The 16,209-nt window shown below is 63.2% G+C and carries 15 protein-coding genes; 5 read left to right on the forward strand and 10 right to left on the reverse strand.

What is annotated here, in order from left to right; genetic code table 11:
• Positions 1 to 56: 56 nt before the first annotated feature.
• Together ACIPZF_RS17405 and ACIPZF_RS17410 are read right to left on the reverse strand one after the other, a co-directional pair.
• Complete coding sequence (locus ACIPZF_RS17405; RefSeq protein ID WP_400801547.1) at positions 57 to 1,205, reverse strand: NAD(P)/FAD-dependent oxidoreductase; 1,149 nt, start codon at positions 1,203 to 1,205, stop codon at positions 57 to 59.
• A gap of 34 nt (positions 1,206 to 1,239) precedes the next feature.
• Positions 1,240 to 1,407: a rubredoxin gene (locus ACIPZF_RS17410; RefSeq protein WP_400801548.1), complete on the reverse strand. Its 168-nt coding sequence runs from the start codon at positions 1,405 to 1,407 to the stop codon at positions 1,240 to 1,242.
• A gap of 105 nt (positions 1,408 to 1,512) precedes the next feature.
• On the opposite strand from ACIPZF_RS17410, the gene ACIPZF_RS17415 reads away from it, so the two are divergent.
• Both ACIPZF_RS17415 and ubiA read left to right on the forward strand, forming a co-directional pair.
• Positions 1,513 to 2,070, forward strand: a complete 558-nt coding sequence (locus tag ACIPZF_RS17415) for a chorismate--pyruvate lyase family protein (protein WP_400801550.1) — start codon at positions 1,513 to 1,515, stop codon at positions 2,068 to 2,070.
• Positions 2,070 to 2,960 (forward strand): 4-hydroxybenzoate octaprenyltransferase, encoded by an 891-nt coding sequence (gene ubiA, locus ACIPZF_RS17420; RefSeq protein WP_400801552.1) that lies wholly within the window; start codon positions 2,070 to 2,072, stop codon positions 2,958 to 2,960. The genes ACIPZF_RS17415 and ubiA overlap by 1 nt, the downstream gene beginning before the upstream one ends.
• Positions 2,961 to 3,079: 119 nt before the next feature.
• Here ubiA and ACIPZF_RS17425 read toward each other — a convergent pair whose 3' ends face one another.
• Positions 3,080 to 3,451 (reverse strand): hypothetical protein, encoded by a 372-nt coding sequence (locus ACIPZF_RS17425; RefSeq protein ID WP_400801553.1) that lies wholly within the window; start codon positions 3,449 to 3,451, stop codon positions 3,080 to 3,082.
• A gap of 174 nt (positions 3,452 to 3,625) precedes the next feature.
• Between ACIPZF_RS17425 and phoB the strand changes: the two genes are divergently transcribed.
• From phoB to ACIPZF_RS17440, 3 genes are all read left to right on the forward strand, one after another.
• Positions 3,626 to 4,315, forward strand: coding sequence for a phosphate regulon transcriptional regulator PhoB (gene phoB / locus ACIPZF_RS17430; RefSeq protein WP_003253341.1), 690 nt, complete (start codon positions 3,626 to 3,628; stop codon positions 4,313 to 4,315).
• 48 nt (positions 4,316 to 4,363) lie between these two features.
• A complete protein-coding gene (gene phoR / locus ACIPZF_RS17435) occupies positions 4,364 to 5,671 on the forward strand; it encodes a phosphate regulon sensor histidine kinase PhoR (protein ID WP_400801555.1) in 1,308 nt (435 codons plus the stop codon).
• Between the two features lie 116 nt (positions 5,672 to 5,787).
• On the forward strand, positions 5,788 to 7,128 hold the full coding sequence (locus tag ACIPZF_RS17440) for a hemolysin family protein (protein WP_400801557.1): 1,341 nt from the start codon (positions 5,788 to 5,790) through the stop codon (positions 7,126 to 7,128).
• A gap of 6 nt (positions 7,129 to 7,134) precedes the next feature.
• Here ACIPZF_RS17440 and ACIPZF_RS17445 read toward each other — a convergent pair whose 3' ends face one another.
• From ACIPZF_RS17445 to ACIPZF_RS17475, 7 genes are all read right to left on the reverse strand, one after another.
• The gene (locus ACIPZF_RS17445; protein ID WP_400801559.1) at positions 7,135 to 8,037 is read right to left on the reverse strand and encodes a M23 family metallopeptidase; all 903 of its coding nucleotides are present in this window, start codon (positions 8,035 to 8,037) and stop codon (positions 7,135 to 7,137) included.
• Positions 8,038 to 8,231: 194 nt separating this feature from the next.
• Positions 8,232 to 9,134 (reverse strand): response regulator, encoded by a 903-nt coding sequence (locus ACIPZF_RS17450; protein ID WP_400801560.1) that lies wholly within the window; start codon positions 9,132 to 9,134, stop codon positions 8,232 to 8,234.
• A gap of 164 nt (positions 9,135 to 9,298) precedes the next feature.
• A complete protein-coding gene (gene phoU, locus ACIPZF_RS17455) occupies positions 9,299 to 10,069 on the reverse strand; it encodes a phosphate signaling complex protein PhoU (protein ID WP_400801562.1) in 771 nt (256 codons plus the stop codon).
• A gap of 55 nt (positions 10,070 to 10,124) precedes the next feature.
• A complete protein-coding gene (gene pstB, locus ACIPZF_RS17460; protein ID WP_400801563.1) occupies positions 10,125 to 10,958 on the reverse strand; it encodes a phosphate ABC transporter ATP-binding protein PstB in 834 nt (277 codons plus the stop codon).
• A gap of 72 nt (positions 10,959 to 11,030) precedes the next feature.
• Entirely contained in the window at positions 11,031 to 12,701 is a 1,671-nt protein-coding gene (gene pstA, locus ACIPZF_RS17465) for a phosphate ABC transporter permease PstA (RefSeq protein WP_400801564.1), read from the reverse strand.
• Between the two features lie 17 nt (positions 12,702 to 12,718).
• On the reverse strand, positions 12,719 to 15,007 hold the full coding sequence (locus ACIPZF_RS17470; protein WP_400801566.1) for a phosphate ABC transporter permease: 2,289 nt from the start codon (positions 15,005 to 15,007) through the stop codon (positions 12,719 to 12,721).
• A 138-nt stretch (positions 15,008 to 15,145) separates the two neighbouring features.
• Entirely contained in the window at positions 15,146 to 16,144 is a 999-nt protein-coding gene (locus ACIPZF_RS17475; RefSeq protein WP_400801568.1) for a phosphate ABC transporter substrate-binding protein PstS, read from the reverse strand.
• Between the last annotated feature and the right edge of the window lie 65 nt (positions 16,145 to 16,209).

Below are 16,209 nucleotides of genomic sequence, written 5' to 3' on the forward strand. Positions count from 1 at the left end.
TCTGGGCGGCCATTGTGGGGGCAACAGCAGGGTAAATCCGACAGAACGCCCGCTATTCAGGCCATCAGCGGCGGTAACTGCCGATTCAACGCCAGTTTTTCCATGACAGCCGTGCCGGTCAGGGCATAGCCCAGCAACTGGCCGTCGTCGGCGTGACAGAGCACTTTCAGGTCGCTGCCCTGCCCCTCGACCTGCCAGTTGCCGTCAAGCCCCGCAGGCGGAGGCGATACCACCAGCGGGCAGGCCGGGGTTTTCACGGTAATGGGCATCGGACCATAGCTGACTTGGGTGGGGTTACCGGCCAGGGTTTGGGCCAAGGCACGTGCGCATGCCATCAGCGGCATGACGTACAGCAGGTTGATGCCCTCAACCTCGGCACAATCACCCAGGGCGAAGATATTGCCGTGAGAGGTGCGCAGTTGGCGGTCGACGACCACACCGCGATTAATCTGCAGGCCGGCTGCCGCCGCAAGGTCAGTGCGTGGGCGCAGGCCGATGGCCGACACCACCAGGTCACAGGCGATCACGCTGCCATCGGACAAGTGCGCTTCAAGGCCCTCGCCCACCTGATCAAGTCGAGTAAGCACCGGGCCGAGGTGGAAGCGCACGCCCAGGCCTTGCAGCCCGGCCTGCACGGCAACGGCCGCAGCGGGGTGCAACAGCGTGGGCATGACCTGTTCGCAGGGCGCCACCACATCGACCTGGAAACCACCCAGGCTCATGTCATTGGCAAATTCGCAGCCAATCAGGCCAGCGCCAAGGATCAACACCCGCTGTTTGCCAGCCGCGGCGGCGCGAAAACGGGCGTAGTCTTCCAGGTCGTTGATCGGGAACACCTGCCCGGCACCGTTGCCTTCGATCGGCACCTGCACGGTCTGCGCGCCCCAGGCCAGCACCAGATCGCGATACTCCACCGCCTCTTCACCGATCCACAAACGCTTGTGGCCCGGGTCGATGCCGCTGATGCGGGTATGGGTGCGAATCTCGGCCTTGAGCTGCTCGGCCATGGCGCCCGGCTCGGCCATGCACAGGCCATCTGCGTCCTTGTGCTTGGCAAAGCCCGTGGAAAGCATGGGCTTGGAATAGGATCTGCCGTCATCGGCGGTAATCAGCAAAAGCGGCGTCTCGCCATCGAGCTTGCGAAATTCGCGGGCCAGGTTATAGCCGGCCAGGCCGGTACCGATGATGACCACGGGTGACGTCATGTCGTGCTTTCCTCTGTGTTGGACGGTGGTGCTATCAGCCGATGGCGATCATTTCGAAGTCGCTCTTGCCGACGCCGCAGTCGGGGCACAGCCAGTCTTCCGGTACATCCTCCCAACGCGTGCCGGGTTCGATGCCGTCATCCGGCCAGCCTTGGGCTTCGTCATAGATCAGGCCACAGACAATACATTGCCACTTCTTCATCGGTCGTACTTCCTCGGTCAGGCTTTGTTATGCGGGCATTATGCAAGCAGTCGGGGCAATCATGCTAAGCTCGCCGCCTCTCTGGCTGTAACAAAGCATACCGACGTGTCGTACGAATCCCCGCAAGCAGCCGCTGTCGCGTGGCTGCCGTATTCACAGCTGGCGACCGATATCGACCAGCCTACCCTCGACTGGCTGTTCGACGAAGGCTCCCTGACTCGCCGCCTGACCCGCCTCTCCCACGACCATTTCAGCGTCACCCCTCTGTTCGAGGGCTGGCAGCCGCTGCGCGATGACGAATGCCTGGCACTGGGCATCGCGCCTGGGGCTGAAGGCTGGGTACGCGAGGTGTACTTGCGCGGCCATGGCCAGCCTTGGGTATTCGCCCGCAGCGTGGCCAGCCGCAGCGCGCTGGAGCGCGGTGGCCTGGACCTGGAAAGCCTGGGCAGCCGCTCGCTGGGCGAGCTACTGTTCTGCGACCAGGCATTCGTCCGCCACCCGATCGAGGTGTGCACTTATCCACAGGCCTGGCTGCCCGCTGAAGCGGCCCTTGAAGGCCTATGGGGGCGGCGTTCGCGCTTCGAGCGCAACGGCGTCGACCTGCTGGTGGCCGAAGTATTCCTGCCGACCTTGTGGCAAGCGGCCAAGGAGGAAAACCGCTGATGTACCTGAACCTGCTCAAGTCGCTGAACCGTGTGCACCCGCGTGCCTGGGACTTCGTCCAGCTCAGCCGCATGGACCGGCCGATTGGCATCTACCTGCTGTTGTGGCCGACCCTGACGGCAGTGTGGATCGCCGGGCAGGGTTCGCCGACCTTGGCCAATGTGCTGATCTTCACCCTGGGTGTGGTGCTGATGCGCGCCGCCGGCTGCTGCATCAACGACTTCGCCGACCGCAAGGTCGATGGCCACGTCAAGCGTACTGCCGACCGGCCGTTGGCCAGTGGCCGGGTGAAGCCCCGCGAGGCGCTGGCGCTGTTTGCCCTGCTGGTGGCGGTGAGCTTCCTGCTGGTGCTGTGCACCAACAGCCAGACTGTGTGGCTGTCGTTCGGCGCTGTGGCCTTGGCATCCTGCTATCCGTTCATGAAGCGCTACACCTATTACCCGCAGGTGGTACTGGGTGCCGCGTATTCCTGGGGCATACCCATGGCCTTCACCGCCGCGGGCGGCGAGCTGCCGGCCAGTGCCTGGCTGCTGTACATCGCCAACCTGCTGTGGACGGTGGGCTACGATACCTACTACGCCATGGTCGATCGCGACGACGACCTGAAGATTGGCGTGAAATCTACGGCGATCCTGTTCGGCGAGGCCGACCGAGTGATCATCCTGACCCTGCAGTTGCTGTCGCTGGGCTGCCTGTTGCTCGCGGGTAGCCGGTTCGAGCTGGGTGGCTGGTTCCACCTTGGGCTGCTGGGTGCGGCGCTGTGCTTTGCCTGGGAATACTGGTCGACGCGCAAGCTGGATCGGGAGTCGTGCTTCAACGCATTTCTGCACAATCATTGGGCGGGGTTGCTGGTGTTCTTAGGCGTGGTGCTGGATTACGCCTTCCGATAAAAGGCGAGCACCCCACCCTGTGGGAGCGGCTTCAGCCGCGAAGCAAGCGACGCGGTGTATGGCACCGGCTTCGCCGGTGTTCGCGGCTGAAGCCGCTCCCACGGGGTTAGGGGTGGCCGTTACGGCTTGGCGACGTGCCAGACGTCCTTCATGCCATCGCCGGTGGTCTCGCCGGCCTTCTTGTCCTTGACGAAGGTGTACAGCGGCTTGCCGTCATAGGCCCACTGTTTCTGACCATCATCACGCATCACCGTGGTCCATTTGTCCTTGGGCGCTTCGTCGTCTGCCTTCACCAGCAGTGGCGGCCAGTTCTTGGCACAGTCGCCATTGCACATCGACTTGCCGCCAGCATCCTTGTCGAAGGTGTAAAGCGTCATGCCGTTGTGATCGACCCACATGCCATCCTTCTCCATCGCATGGTGGGCAGACGCTACCCCGGGCAGCGCCAGTGCAGCGAAAAGGGCCATCCAGCTCAGCGTGTGTCGTGTCATTGGAATCACCATAAATTCGGGGGTGGAATGAGTGCTGCGTGCCGCCGCAGCGGCCCTCTCAAGCCTAGCCCAGTCATCCAATGTCGCCAGAACGGCCAACGCCTTGTCACACAGCTGCAATAATTCCGTTATCTAATGCGGGCCAGACACGATATTCCAGGAGAGGTTGAGAGCATGGTTGGCAGAAACATTCTGATCGTCGACGACGAAGCGCCTATCCGCGAGATGATCGCCGTTGCCTTGGAAATGGCCGGCTATGACTGCCTGGAAGCTGAAAACTCGCAACAGGCCCACGCGATCATCGTCGACCGCAAACCGGACCTGATCCTGCTCGACTGGATGCTGCCCGGCACCTCTGGCATCGAGCTGGCCCGCCGCCTCAAGCGCGACGAGCTGACCGGTGACATCCCGATCATCATGCTCACCGCCAAGGGCGAAGAGGACAACAAGATCCAGGGCCTGGAAGTCGGCGCCGACGACTACATCACCAAGCCGTTCTCGCCGCGCGAGCTGGTGGCGCGCCTGAAGGCTGTGCTGCGCCGCACCGGCCCGAGTGACAGCGAAGCGCCGATCGAAGTCGGCGGCCTGCTGCTCGACCCGATCAGTCACCGCGTGACCATCGATGGCAAGCCGGCCGAAATGGGCCCGACCGAATACCGCCTGCTGCAGTTCTTCATGACCCATCAGGAACGCGCCTACACCCGCGGCCAGTTGCTCGACCAGGTATGGGGCGGCAATGTCTATGTCGAAGAGCGCACCGTCGATGTGCACATCCGTCGCCTGCGCAAGGCACTGGGTGAAGCTTACGAAAATCTGGTACAAACCGTCCGGGGCACTGGCTACCGCTTCTCGACCAAGAGCTGATCGAGCACCCAAGCGTCTAGCGGCACGTCGTTGTACAAGGACCGTCAATTGAACCAGAACTGGCACGCGACCCTGATTCGCCACCTGTTGCTGCTGATCACTGTCTGCCTGATCGGCGGCCTGGTCAGTGGCTATTACGGCTGGAGCCTGGCCATCGGGCTGGGCTTCTACCTGGGTTGGACCCTCAAGCAGTTGCTGCGCCTGCACGACTGGCTGCGCAACCATCAGCCCGACGAAGCGCCGCCCGACGGCTACGGCCTGTGGGGCGAGGTGTTCGACAGCATCTATCACCTGCAGCGCCGCGACCAGCGTGTGCGCGGTCGCCTGCAAGCGGTAATCGACCGCGTGCAGGAGTCCACCGCCGCCCTGCGTGACGCCGTGATCATGCTCGACAGCGACGGCAACCTGGAGTGGTGGAACCGCGCCGCCGAAACCCTGCTGGGTTTCAAGACCCCGCAAGACGGCGGCCAGCCGGTCACCAACCTGGTGCGGCACCCGCGCTTCAAGGAATATTTCGAGTCGGAAAACTACGCCGAGCCGCTGGAAATCCCCTCGCCGATCAATGACCGCCTGCGCGTACAGCTGCACCTCACCCGCTACGGCAACAACGAGCACCTGATGCTGGTGCGCGACGTCACCCGCATCCATCAGCTGGAACAGATGCGCAAGGACTTCGTCGCCAACGTCTCGCACGAGCTGCGCACGCCGCTGACGGTGATCACTGGCTACCTGGAAACCCTGCTGGATAACGTCGAAGACGTGAACCCGCGCTGGCGACGGGCGCTGCAGCAGATGACCCAGCAAGGTTCGCGCATGCAGACGCTGCTCAACGACCTGCTGCTGCTGGCCAAGCTGGAAGCCACCGACTACCCGTCGGACAACCAGCCGGTGGCGGTGGATGCCATGCTCACCGCGATCAAGAACGATGCCCAGGCGCTGTCCGGCCCGCGCAACCAGCGCATCACCCTGGAAGCCGCGCCGGGCCTGCGCTTGAAAGGCAGCGAATCGGAGCTGCGCAGTGCCTTCTCCAACCTGGTGTTCAACGCAGTGAAATACACCCAGGACGAAGGCAACATCCGCATCCGCTGGTGGGCCGACGACCAGGGCGCGCACCTGTCGGTGCAGGATTCGGGGGTAGGTATCGACGCCAAGCACCTGCCGCGCCTGACCGAGCGCTTCTACCGCGTCGACTCCAGCCGCGCCTCCAACACCGGCGGCACCGGGCTGGGGCTGGCGATCGTCAAGCATGTGCTGATGCGCCATCGCGGGCGCCTGGAAATCAGCAGCGTGCCGGGGCATGGCAGCACATTCACCTGTCATTTCACGCCAGCACAATTGGCCAGCGACAGGGGCTGATGCCAAGGGCCACTTTGCTTTTGCCGCCCCAGCCGCTACATTGGATCCCCTGTGCCAGCAAACGCTGGCACTTTTCTTTCTACCTTTTCTAAGACGGACCCCGTTAAAACTCCATCATGGACCCTTCCCCTGGTATCAGCCTCACCTCGCTCTTCGCCGATTTCGGCATGATTCTCTTTGCCTTGTTCCTGGTGCTGCTCAACGGCTTCTTCGTTGCCGCCGAGTTCGCCATGGTCAAGCTGCGCTCGACGCGGGTCGAGTCCATTGCCGAACAGCACGGCTGGCGCGGCAGCATCCTGCGCAAGGTACACAACCAGCTCGACGCCTATCTGTCGGCCTGCCAGCTGGGTATCACCCTGGCCTCGCTGGGCCTGGGCTGGGTCGGTGAGCCAGCGTTCGCCCACCTGCTCGAACCGCTGCTGGCCTACGTCGGCGTCGATACGCCGGAGCTGATCAAGGCCATCTCGTTCTTCGTCGCCTTCTTCGTCATCTCGTACCTGCACATCGTGGTCGGCGAACTGGCGCCCAAGTCGTGGGCGATCCGCAAGCCCGAACTGCTGTCGCTGTGGACCGCCGTGCCGCTGTACCTGTTCTACTGGCTGATGTACCCGGCCATCTACCTGCTCAACGCCAGCGCCAACACCATTTTGCGCATCGCAGGGCAAGGCGAGCCTGGCCCGCACCACGAGCACCACTACAGCCGCGAAGAGCTCAAGCTGATCCTGCACTCCAGCCGTGGCCAGGACCCGAGCGACCAGGGCATGCGCGTGCTGGCCTCGGCCGTGGAGATGGGCGAGCTGGAGGTGGTCGACTGGGCCAATTCGCGCGAGGACATGGTCAGCATCGATGCCCATGCGCCGCTCAAGGAAATCCTCGCCCTGGTGCGCCGCCACAAGTTCAGCCGCTACCCGCTGTACGACGCCGAGCGTGAGGAATTCACCGGGCTGCTGCACATCAAGGACCTGCTGCTGGAGCTGGCCGAGCTCGAACACCTGCCCGAAACCGTCGACCTCGAAGACCTCGCCCGCCCGCTGGAGCGCGTGTCCCGGCACATGCCGCTATCGCAGCTGCTGGAGCAGTTCCGCAAGGGCGGCGCGCACTTCGTGCTGGTCGAGGAAGCCGATGGCAAGGTGATCGGCTATCTGACCATGGAAGACGTGCTGGAAGTACTGGTGGGCGACATTCAGGACGAACACCGCAAGACCGAGCGCGGCATCCTCGCCTACCAGCCCGGCAAGCTGCTGGTGCGCGGCGATACACCGCTGTTCAAAGTCGAGCGCCTGCTGGGTATCGACCTGGACCACATCGAAGCGGAAACCCTCGCCGGACTGATCTACGAGACCCTCAAGCGCGTGCCTGAAGAAGAGGAAGTGCTGGAGGTCGAGGGCTTGCGCATCATCATCAAAAAGATGAAAGGGCCGAAGATCGTGCTGGCCAAGGTGCTGAAGCTGGACTGACCGTCCTCAAGGGTTGCCGGCGGTAAAGTCCGGCAACCCGCCAATCGGCCGGTCGAACTGAAACGGTATCGACTCCAGCGCCAGCCCCACATTGCGCTGCACCACGAAATGCAGGTGCGGCCCGGTGCTGTTGCCGGTATTGCCCGACTTGGCCAGCGCCTGCCCCAGCGCCACCTGTTGTCCCTCCGCCACTACCACCGAGCCGCGCATCAGGTGCAGGTACACGCCCATGGTGCCGTCCGGGTGCAGGATGCGTACGAAGTTGCCCGAAGGGTTGGTCCCTCGCCCGCTCTGGGTGTTCTCGACTTTCACCACCATGCCACCGCGTGCCGCGATGATCGGGGTGCCTTCGGGCATGGCAATGTCCATGGCATAGCGGCCCTTGGGGCCGAAGTGGCTGAAACGGCCGTTGGGGCCTTGGGTCAGGCGGAAAGGCCCACCTTTCCACGGGAACGGATAGCGGTAAGCCTGTGAACGCTGGCCGGGGTCGCCCATGGCGTACTGGAAGTTGCTGGCGTATTTGAGCGGCCCGCTGGGCGCCGCCAGCACCGAGCTGAGCACCTTGGTCGAGCGCGGCCCGACCACCGCACGCACGGTTCGCGGAGCATTGCCACCGAAAGCGTTGGCCAGCTTGTCGATGCGCAGTTCGACCTGCATCGGCACGTACAGCTCGTTGCGCACCATGAAGCGTACACCGCCGGGGAAGGTTTCGGTCTGCAGGCGGACCTGGCTGTCCAACCGCTCGAACATCGGCTCGCGCAGCTCGAAGGCTTTTGCGCCTGGGCTGGGGCGATCGGAGTAGGAGGCCACGCCGAAATTGTCGGTGGTTTTGTAGAGCGTCATGCCCAGCGTCGACGCCGAGGCCGAAAGCAAGGCACAGCAAAGCAGCAAGCGGGCGATGGCGGGCATGATAGTGGCTTTTTGACAGGTAGTGTTCTGTCGAAGCCTAGCAGGGCGATCTGAGAGCGTTATTACAGTTGGTCGGAAGATTGTGGCGGGCGTTATCCGACCCTGTAGGAGCGGGCTTGCCCGCGAAAGCGAGGGTGGAGTCACCATCGTATTCGCGGGCAAGCCCGCTCCCACAGGGTTCGGTGTAGGTCGAATCAGGCGCCCGGAGTGAAGTGCTTCTGCGCCGTGCCGCGGGCAATCAGGCGCGACAGGTAATCGAGCTTCTGCGCATCCTGGTCGACGAACTTGAAGGTCAACTGCAACCAGTCGCTTTCCGGCTTCGGCTCCAGCGCCGCGATGGCATGCAGGTAACCGTTGAGACGGGCCACTTCTGCGTTCTCGCCCTGCTCCAGATCGAGCACGGCCCCTTCCAGCACTTGCGGCAAGGTCGCGCTGCGGCGCACCACCAGCAGCGCCTCCTTGAGGCTCAGTGCCTTGATCACGCAGGGCTGGGTGCCGCTGGACAGGCGCAACTGGCCCTGGCCACGGCCAGACTGCGCAGCCGCCGCGGCGGCGGTCTGAGGTTGCGGTGCGTTGATCAACGGCTTGGCCGGGGCAGCTGCAGGCGCTGCCACCTTAACCGCTTCGGGCTTGCCGCCGGTCAGTGCGCTCAGCGAGTCGTTGGCGAATGCCGAGTTGACCCGAGCCGGGCCACCGGCCATCAAGCTGTCGAGCTTGCCGATCTTGGTCAGGGCTTTCTTCACCTTGGTCAGCAACTGCTCGTTGGTGAACGGCTTGCCGACGAAGTCGGAGACGCCAGCCTGGATGGCCTGAATCACGTTCTCCTTGTCGCCACGGCTGGTCACCATGATGAACTGCAGGCTCTTCATCTCGGGCTGCTGACGGCACCAGGTCAGCAATTCCAGGCCGGACATCTCCGGCATTTCCCAGTCGCACAGGACCAGGTCGAATTGTTCCTTGGCCAACAGGGTCATGGCCTTGCGCCCGTTGACCGCATCTTCGATGACCATGCCCGGGAAGGCATTACGCAGGCACTTCCTCACCAGATCACGGATGAACGGCGCATCATCCACGACCAGCACATTCACTTTACTCATCGAAACTCCTCTTGATCCCCGACTAGCCTACCGTCGATTGATGGCCATTTGCCAATAACTGGGCCACGCCGGGACTTCTTTGCATCGTTCGCGGGTGCCTGCTGCTGCTCTGGCGCAAACGAAAACGCCCGGCCAAGGCCGGGCGTCGATGCTCGGGAGCAATCTTATTTATCGTCCGGTTCAGCCGGAACATTAGCGCTTTCGGCTTCTTCGAATGCCGTACCCTCGACTTCTGCCTTCATGCGCTTGAGGCCCATGTGGCGCACGTCGGTGCCGCGTACCAGGTAGATCACCAGCTCCGAGATATTGCGCGCGTGGTCGCCGATACGCTCCAGCGAGCGCAAGGCCCAGATGACGCTCAGTACCCGCGAGATCGAGCGCGGGTCTTCCATCATGTAGGTCACCAGCTCGCGCAGGGCGGTCTTGTACTCGCGGTCGATGGTCTTGTCGTACTGCGCCACCGACAGCGCCAGCTCGGCGTCGAAGCGGGCGAAGGCATCGAGCGCGTCACGCACCATGTTGCGCACCTGGTCGCCAATGTGGCGCACCTCGACGTAACCGCGCGGCGACTCGCCTTCCTCGCACAGCTGAATGGCGCGACGGGCGATCTTGGTCGACTCGTCACCAATGCGCTCCAGGTCGATCACCGACTTGGAGATGCTGATGATCAAGCGCAGGTCGGAGGCCGCCGGCTGGCGACGGGCGAGAATGCGCACGCACTCCTCGTCGATGTTGCGCTCCATCTGGTTGATCTGTTCGTCGACTTCACGCACCTGCTGGGCCAGACCGGAGTCGGCCTCGATCAGCGCGGTGACCGCGTCGTTGACCTGCTTCTCGACCAGGCCGCCCATGGCCAGCAGGTGGCTGCGCACCTCTTCGAGCTCGGCGTTGAACTGCTGGGAAATATGGTGCGTCAGGCTTTCTTTGTTGATCATCGTTTCGCTCCGCGAAGCAGGTGCAAGTGGTTCGTGTCGTTCCCTGGCTGCAGGCTTAGCCGTAGCGACCGGTGATGTAGTCTTCGGTCTGCTTCTTCGCCGGGTTGGTGAACAGGGTGTCGGTATCACCGAATTCGACCAGTTTGCCCATGTACATGAACGCGGTGTAGTCGGAAACGCGTGCCGCTTGCTGCATGTTGTGGGTGACGATAACGATGGTGTATTTGGATTTCAGTTCGTAGATCAGCTCTTCGACCTTCAGCGTCGAGATCGGATCGAGTGCCGAGCAGGGTTCGTCGAGCAGCAGTACTTCAGGCTCGACAGCGATGGTACGGGCGATCACCAGACGCTGCTGCTGGCCGCCGGACAGGCCCAGTGCCGAGTCGTGCAGGCGATCCTTGACCTCGTCCCACAGCGCCGCGCCCTTGAGTGCCCACTCGACCGCTTCGTCGAGCACGCGCTTCTTGTTGATGCCCTGAATACGCAGGCCGTAGACCACGTTCTCATAGATGGTCTTGGGGAACGGGTTGGGCTTCTGGAACACCATGCCCACGCGGCGGCGCAGCTCGGCCACGTCCTCGCCCTTGCGGTAGATGTTGTTGCCATACAGGTTGATGGCACCTTCCACGCGGCAGCCGTCAACCAGGTCGTTCATGCGGTTGAACGTGCGCAGCAGGGTCGACTTGCCACAGCCGGACGGGCCGATGAAGGCGGTCACGCGCTGCTTGGGGATATTCAGGCTGACGTCGAACAGCGCTTGTTTGTCGCCGTAGAACAGGCTCAGGCCCGGTACTTCGATGGCCACGGTTTCTTCGGCCAGGCGCAGGCCCTGCTTGTCGCGACCCAAGGCAGACATGTCGATGCCGTGGGTGTGGGAGTCTTGCTGCATGGTCATCTCCATACGCTATCAATTCGTTTCAAAGGGCCACCCGGATGCGGGCGGCACGCTTGCAAATCAGGCTCAGTGGTCGAGCGCCTTGTACTTCTCGCGCAGGTGGTTACGGATCCACACCGCCGAGAGGTTGAGGGTGGCGATCACCATCACCAGCAGCAACGCGGTGGCGTACACCAGCGGCCGCGCGGCCTCGACGTTAGGGCTCTGGAAGCCGACGTCGTAGATGTGGAAGCCCAGGTGCATGATCTTCTGGTCCAGATGCAGATACGGGTAGTTGCCGTCCAGCGGCAGCGATGGCGCCAGCTTCACCACACCCACCAGCATCAGCGGCGCCACTTCGCCGGCGGCGCGGGCCACGGCGAGGATCATGCCGGTCATCATCGCCGGGCTGGCCATCGGCAGGACGATTTTCCACAGCGTCTCGGCCTTGGTCGCACCCAGCGCCAGCGAGCCTTCACGCACGGTGCGTGGAATTCGCGCCAGACCTTCCTCAGTAGCCACGATCACCACCGGCACCGCCAGCAGCGCCAGGGTCAGCGAGGCCCACAGCAGGCCCGGTGTCCCCAGGGTAGGCGCCGGCAGCGACTCGGGGAAGAACAGCCGGTCGATCGAGCCACCCAGCACGTAGACGAAGAAGCCCAGGCCGAACACGCCGTAGACGATCGCCGGCACGCCCGCCAGGTTGTTCACGGCGATGCGGATCAGCCGGGTCACCGTGCCTTGCCTGGCATATTCGCGCAGGTACACGGCCGCCAGCACGCCGAATGGGGTGACGATCACGGCCATGATCAGGGTCATCATCACGGTGCCGAAGATGGCCGGGAAGATACCGCCCTCGGTATTGGCTTCACGCGGGTCGTCGCTGAGGAACTCCCAGACCTTGGCGAAGTAGGTGCCCATCTTGGTCAGCGCGGACATGCCGTTCGGCTGGATGGCGTGTACCACCTTGCTCAGGTTGATCTCCACTTCGCGGCCGTTGCCGTCGCGGGCCACCAGGCTGTCGCGGGAGAACGCCTGATGCAGGCCGCTGAGGCGCTCTTCGATGGCCTTGTAGCGGCTGTTCAGCTCGGCACGCTCGGCGTCCATGTCGGCCTGGGCGGCTGCGTCCAGCTTGCCGTGCAGTTCCAGCTTGCGGCTTTGCAGGCGCAGGCGCTCGAGGCCATGGTTGATGGCGCCGATGTCTTTCTTCTCAAGCTGCTGCAGCTCAGCGTTGAGCTGGTTGGCGCGCTTGAGGCGGGCCTGCAGTTCGTTCCAGGCGCCAGGGCCTTCGGCGACCACGCGGCCTTCTTCCTTGACGCTGACCAGGCGGCCATAGAAGTTGCCCCACTCGCGGCGCTCCAGGGCGATCAAGTCGGCCGGGCGCTGCTCATCGACCAGCCAGTCGCCGACCACCCAGGTGAAGTCGCTGCCGTTGAGGTCGCGGTTACCGACCTTTATCAGCTCGCGGGTCATGAACTCCGGGCCTACGTCCGGTACCGGCAAGCCGGCGCCTTTGAGGCGCGCACGCGGCACCTCTTCTTTCTGCACCACTTCACCGATGACGATGTGATCTGCCTGGCCTGGCACCTTGTAGGTGGCCTGGATCAGGTCGGCCGGCCAGAAGTGGCCGAGGCCGCGCACGGCGATCACCGCCAGCAGGCCGACGGTCATGATCACCGCCATCGCCACCGCGCCACCGCTGATCCAGACGCCGGGGGCGCCGCTCTTGAACCAGCCTTTGAGGGAATCCTTTTTCACGGATCGCTACCTTTCTATCAAAGCGACGAGTATTTCTTGCGCAGACGCTGGCGAATCAGCTCGGCCAAGGTGTTCATGATGAAGGTGAACATCAGCAGCACGAGGGCGGCGAGGAACAGCACACGGTAGTGGCTGCCGCCGACTTCGGATTCGGGCATTTCCACCGCCACGTTGGCGGCCAGGGTGCGCATGCCTTCGAACAGGTTCATCTCCATCACCGGGGTGTTGCCGGTGGCCATGAGCACGATCATGGTCTCGCCCACCGCACGGCCCATGCCGATCATCAGCGCCGAGAAGATACCCGGGCTGGCGGTGAGGATGACCACGCGGGTCAGGGTCTGCCACGGCGTTGCGCCCAGGGCCAGGGAACCCAGGGTCAGGCTGCGCGGCACGCTGAACACGGCGTCTTCGGCAATCGAGTAGATGTTCGGGATGACCGCGAAGCCCATGGCGATACCGACCACCAGGGCGTTGCGCTGGTCGTAGGTGATGCCGAGGTCGTTGGTGATCCACAGGCGCATGTCGCCGCCGAAGAACCAGGTCTCCAGGTACGGGCTCATGGTCAGGGCGAACCAGCCGGTGAACAGGATCACCGGGATCAGGATCGCCGCTTCCCAGCCATCCGGCACCCGCAGGCGCAGCGACTCAGGCAGGCGGCTCCAGGTGAAGCCGGCCAGCAGGATGCCGAACGGCATCAGCAGGAACAGGCTGAACACTCCTGGCAGGTGCCCTTCAAGATACGGCGCCAGGAACAGGCCGGCGAAGAAGCCGAGGATCACCGTGGGCATCGCTTCCATCAGCTCGATCACCGGCTTGACCTTGCGGCGCATGCCCGGGGCCATGAAGTAGGCGGTGTAGATGGCGGCGGCAATGGCCAGCGGGGCCGCCAGGATCATCGCGTAGAACGCGGCCTTGAGGGTACCGAAGGTCAGCGGCGAGAGGCTCAGCTTGGGCTCGAAGTCGGTGTTCGACGCAGTCGACTGCCAAACGTACTTGGGCTCGTCGTAGTTCTCGTACCAGACCTTGCCCCACAGCGCGCTGAAGGAAACTTCCGGGTGCGGGTTCTTCAGGCTCAGCGGCAGCAGCTTGCCACCTTGTTCGATGATGATGCGGTTGGCGCGAGGCGACAGGGCCAAGGTACCGGCACCCTCGGCGACCGGTTCGACCAGCAGGGTACGGTGCGCGGTGCTGTGGAACACGCCGAGCTCGCCTTCGCTGTCCAGGGCGATGAAGCCCTTGCGGCGCTCTTCGGCATCGATCTGCACGATCGGCGCCTTGCCCATCTGGAAGGTGCGGATCTGCTTGAAGCGCGACTCGCCATCCGCGTCACGGGCCATGAACCACTGGGCCAGGCCACCCTTGGAGTCACCGATGATCAGCGAGATGCCGCCGACCAGCTGCGCGCTGGCGGTGATTTCGGTGTCGGCGTTTTCGGACAGTTTGTAGCGGCCATTGAGGCTCTTGTCGCGCAGGCTGAAGACATCTGCGGTGGCACGGCCGTTGATCACATACAGCCACTGCTGGCGCGGGTCGATGAAGATGTTCTTCACCACCTCGGTCATCTGCGGCAGCTCGATGCGGTTCTGCTCGGTGGTGACCTCTTCGGTCATCATGTTTTCCGTGCGCGTCAGCTCGATTACCTGCAGGTGCGCGCCGGTGGAGCCGGCCAGCACCAGGGTATCGCCATTGACGTTGACGCTGACGTGCTCCAGGGCACGGCCCTGGTCATCGAGCACAAATGGCTCCTGGCCATACGGGTAGTCGATGCCGGGGGTGATGGTCTTCTTGTTGTCCGGGTAAGTGATCTTGTAGGTGTGGTGGAACACCAGTGCCTTACCGTTGGACAAGCCCAGCACCACCATCGGGCTGCCCGGCTGGTCGGTGCTGATCGAACTGACCTGGGTGCCCTCTGGCAGCGGCAGGTCGATACGCTTGAGTTCGTTGCCGGTCTTGGTGTCGAAGAACAGTGCCTGACCCTTGTCCGAGACGCGCATGCCGACCAGGTTCTGCTCTTCAAGCGCGATCATCAGCGGCTTGCCGGCATCCTGCTGCAGCCAGGTCGGCTCCAGGGCTTTCTTGCTGGTCAGCGAGGCGCCCTGGAACAGCGGCAGCACCACATAGGCCAGATAGAAGAAGATCAGGGTGATGGCTGCCAGCACGGCAAGCCCGCCCACCAGTACATACCAGCGGGTCAGGCGATCTTTCAGCGCGCGCATGCGGCGCTTGCGTTGCAGCTCGGGCGTATTGAAGTCAATCCGCACGGGCGGGGAATTTGGGGTCATTGTGGAATTGGCCAGATCATTCATGCGCACACCCTAGCGGTCCCGTATGACAAAAACATGACAGAGAGTTGACGCAACAAAGCCCGCCGCGCAGGAACCCTGGCTTCGGGCCGAGAATGCGGGGAGGAGGCCAGCGTCAGTGCCGGCCTCGTCCTCAGTTACTTACTTCTTTGCAACGTTACCGTTGTGGTCCAGGCCCAGGTCAGCCAGGGCTTTGGCGGCAACTTTGGCCGGCAGCGGGATGTAGCCATCCTTCACCACGACCTGCTGGCCAGCTTGCGACAGCACCAGCTTGACGAACTCGGCTTCCAGCGGGGCCAGAGGCTTGTTCGGGGCCTTGTTGACGTAGACGTACAGGAAGCGCGACAGCGGGTAGGTGCCGTTCAGGGCGTTGGCTTCGTTGTCTTCGACGAACTCGCCACCTTCTTTCTTGGCCAGGGCGACTGTCTTGACGCTGGCGGTCTTGTAGCCGATGCCCGAGTAGCCGATGCCGTTCAGCGAGGAGCTGATCGACTGCACGACCGAAGCCGAGCCAGGCTGTTCGTTGACGTTAGGCTTGAAGTCGCCTTTGCACAGGGCTTCTTCCTTGAAGTAGCCATAGGTGCCCGATACCGAGTTACGGCCGAACAGCTGTACTGGCTTGTTGGCCAGGTCGCCGGTCACGCCCAGGTCGCCCCAGGTTTTGACGTCGGCTTTGCCACCGCACAGGCGGGTGGAGGAGAAGATCGCATCGACCTGGGCCATGGTCAGGCCTTTGATCGGGTTGTCCTTGTGCACGAACACGGCCAGGGCGTCGACGGCGACCGGGATGGCGGTCGGCTTGTAGCCGTACTTCTGCTCGAAGGCCTGTAGTTCGACATCCTTCATCTTGCGGCTCATCGGGCCGAGGTTGGCGGTACCTTCGGTCAGCGCGGGTGGCGCGGTGGAGGAGCCGGCAGCCTGAATCTGGATGTTTACGTTCGGATATTCCTTCTTGTAGGCCTCGGCCCACAGCGTCATCAGGTTGGCGAGGGTGTCGGAACCTACGCTGGAGAGGTTGCCCGAAACACCGGTGGTCTTGGTGTAGGTCGGGATGGCTGGGTCGACAGCGGCTACCGCATTGGCGGTTGCAACGCCAGCGGCGGCGAAGGTGAGGGCCGCCATCAAACGCTTCAGTTTCATGCCTTGCTCCTAGCAGGAATATTGTGGGTGTTGGATGGAACGGGCCCAAGTATCGGCAGGCCGCA

Origin of the sequence: Pseudomonas sp. NPDC089752 (assembly GCF_044748725.1) — a bacterium.
Classification (GTDB): domain Bacteria; phylum Pseudomonadota; class Gammaproteobacteria; order Pseudomonadales; family Pseudomonadaceae; genus Aquipseudomonas.

Coding starts and splice junctions, on each gene's coding strand:
- ACIPZF_RS17410 (WP_400801548.1), bottom strand. CDS start 1,407: ATGAAGAAGTGGCAATGTATTGTCTGTGGCCTGATCTATGACGAAGCC.
- pstB (WP_400801563.1), bottom strand. CDS start 10,958: ATGCAGCAAGACTCCCACACCCACGGCATCGACATGTCTGCCTTGGGT.
- ACIPZF_RS17440 (WP_400801557.1), top strand. CDS start 5,788: ATGGACCCTTCCCCTGGTATCAGCCTCACCTCGCTCTTCGCCGATTTC.
- phoB (WP_003253341.1), top strand. CDS start 3,626: ATGGTTGGCAGAAACATTCTGATCGTCGACGACGAAGCGCCTATCCGC.
- phoU (WP_400801562.1), bottom strand. CDS start 10,069: ATGATCAACAAAGAAAGCCTGACGCACCATATTTCCCAGCAGTTCAAC.
- ACIPZF_RS17425 (WP_400801553.1), bottom strand. CDS start 3,451: ATGACACGACACACGCTGAGCTGGATGGCCCTTTTCGCTGCACTGGCG.
- ACIPZF_RS17475 (WP_400801568.1), bottom strand. CDS start 16,144: ATGAAACTGAAGCGTTTGATGGCGGCCCTCACCTTCGCCGCCGCTGGC.
- ACIPZF_RS17445 (WP_400801559.1), bottom strand. CDS start 8,037: ATGCCCGCCATCGCCCGCTTGCTGCTTTGCTGTGCCTTGCTTTCGGCC.
- ACIPZF_RS17470 (WP_400801566.1), bottom strand. CDS start 15,007: ATGAATGATCTGGCCAATTCCACAATGACCCCAAATTCCCCGCCCGTG.
- ACIPZF_RS17450 (WP_400801560.1), bottom strand. CDS start 9,134: ATGAGTAAAGTGAATGTGCTGGTCGTGGATGATGCGCCGTTCATCCGT.
- ubiA (WP_400801552.1), top strand. CDS start 2,070: ATGTACCTGAACCTGCTCAAGTCGCTGAACCGTGTGCACCCGCGTGCC.
- ACIPZF_RS17405 (WP_400801547.1), bottom strand. CDS start 1,205: ATGACGTCACCCGTGGTCATCATCGGTACCGGCCTGGCCGGCTATAAC.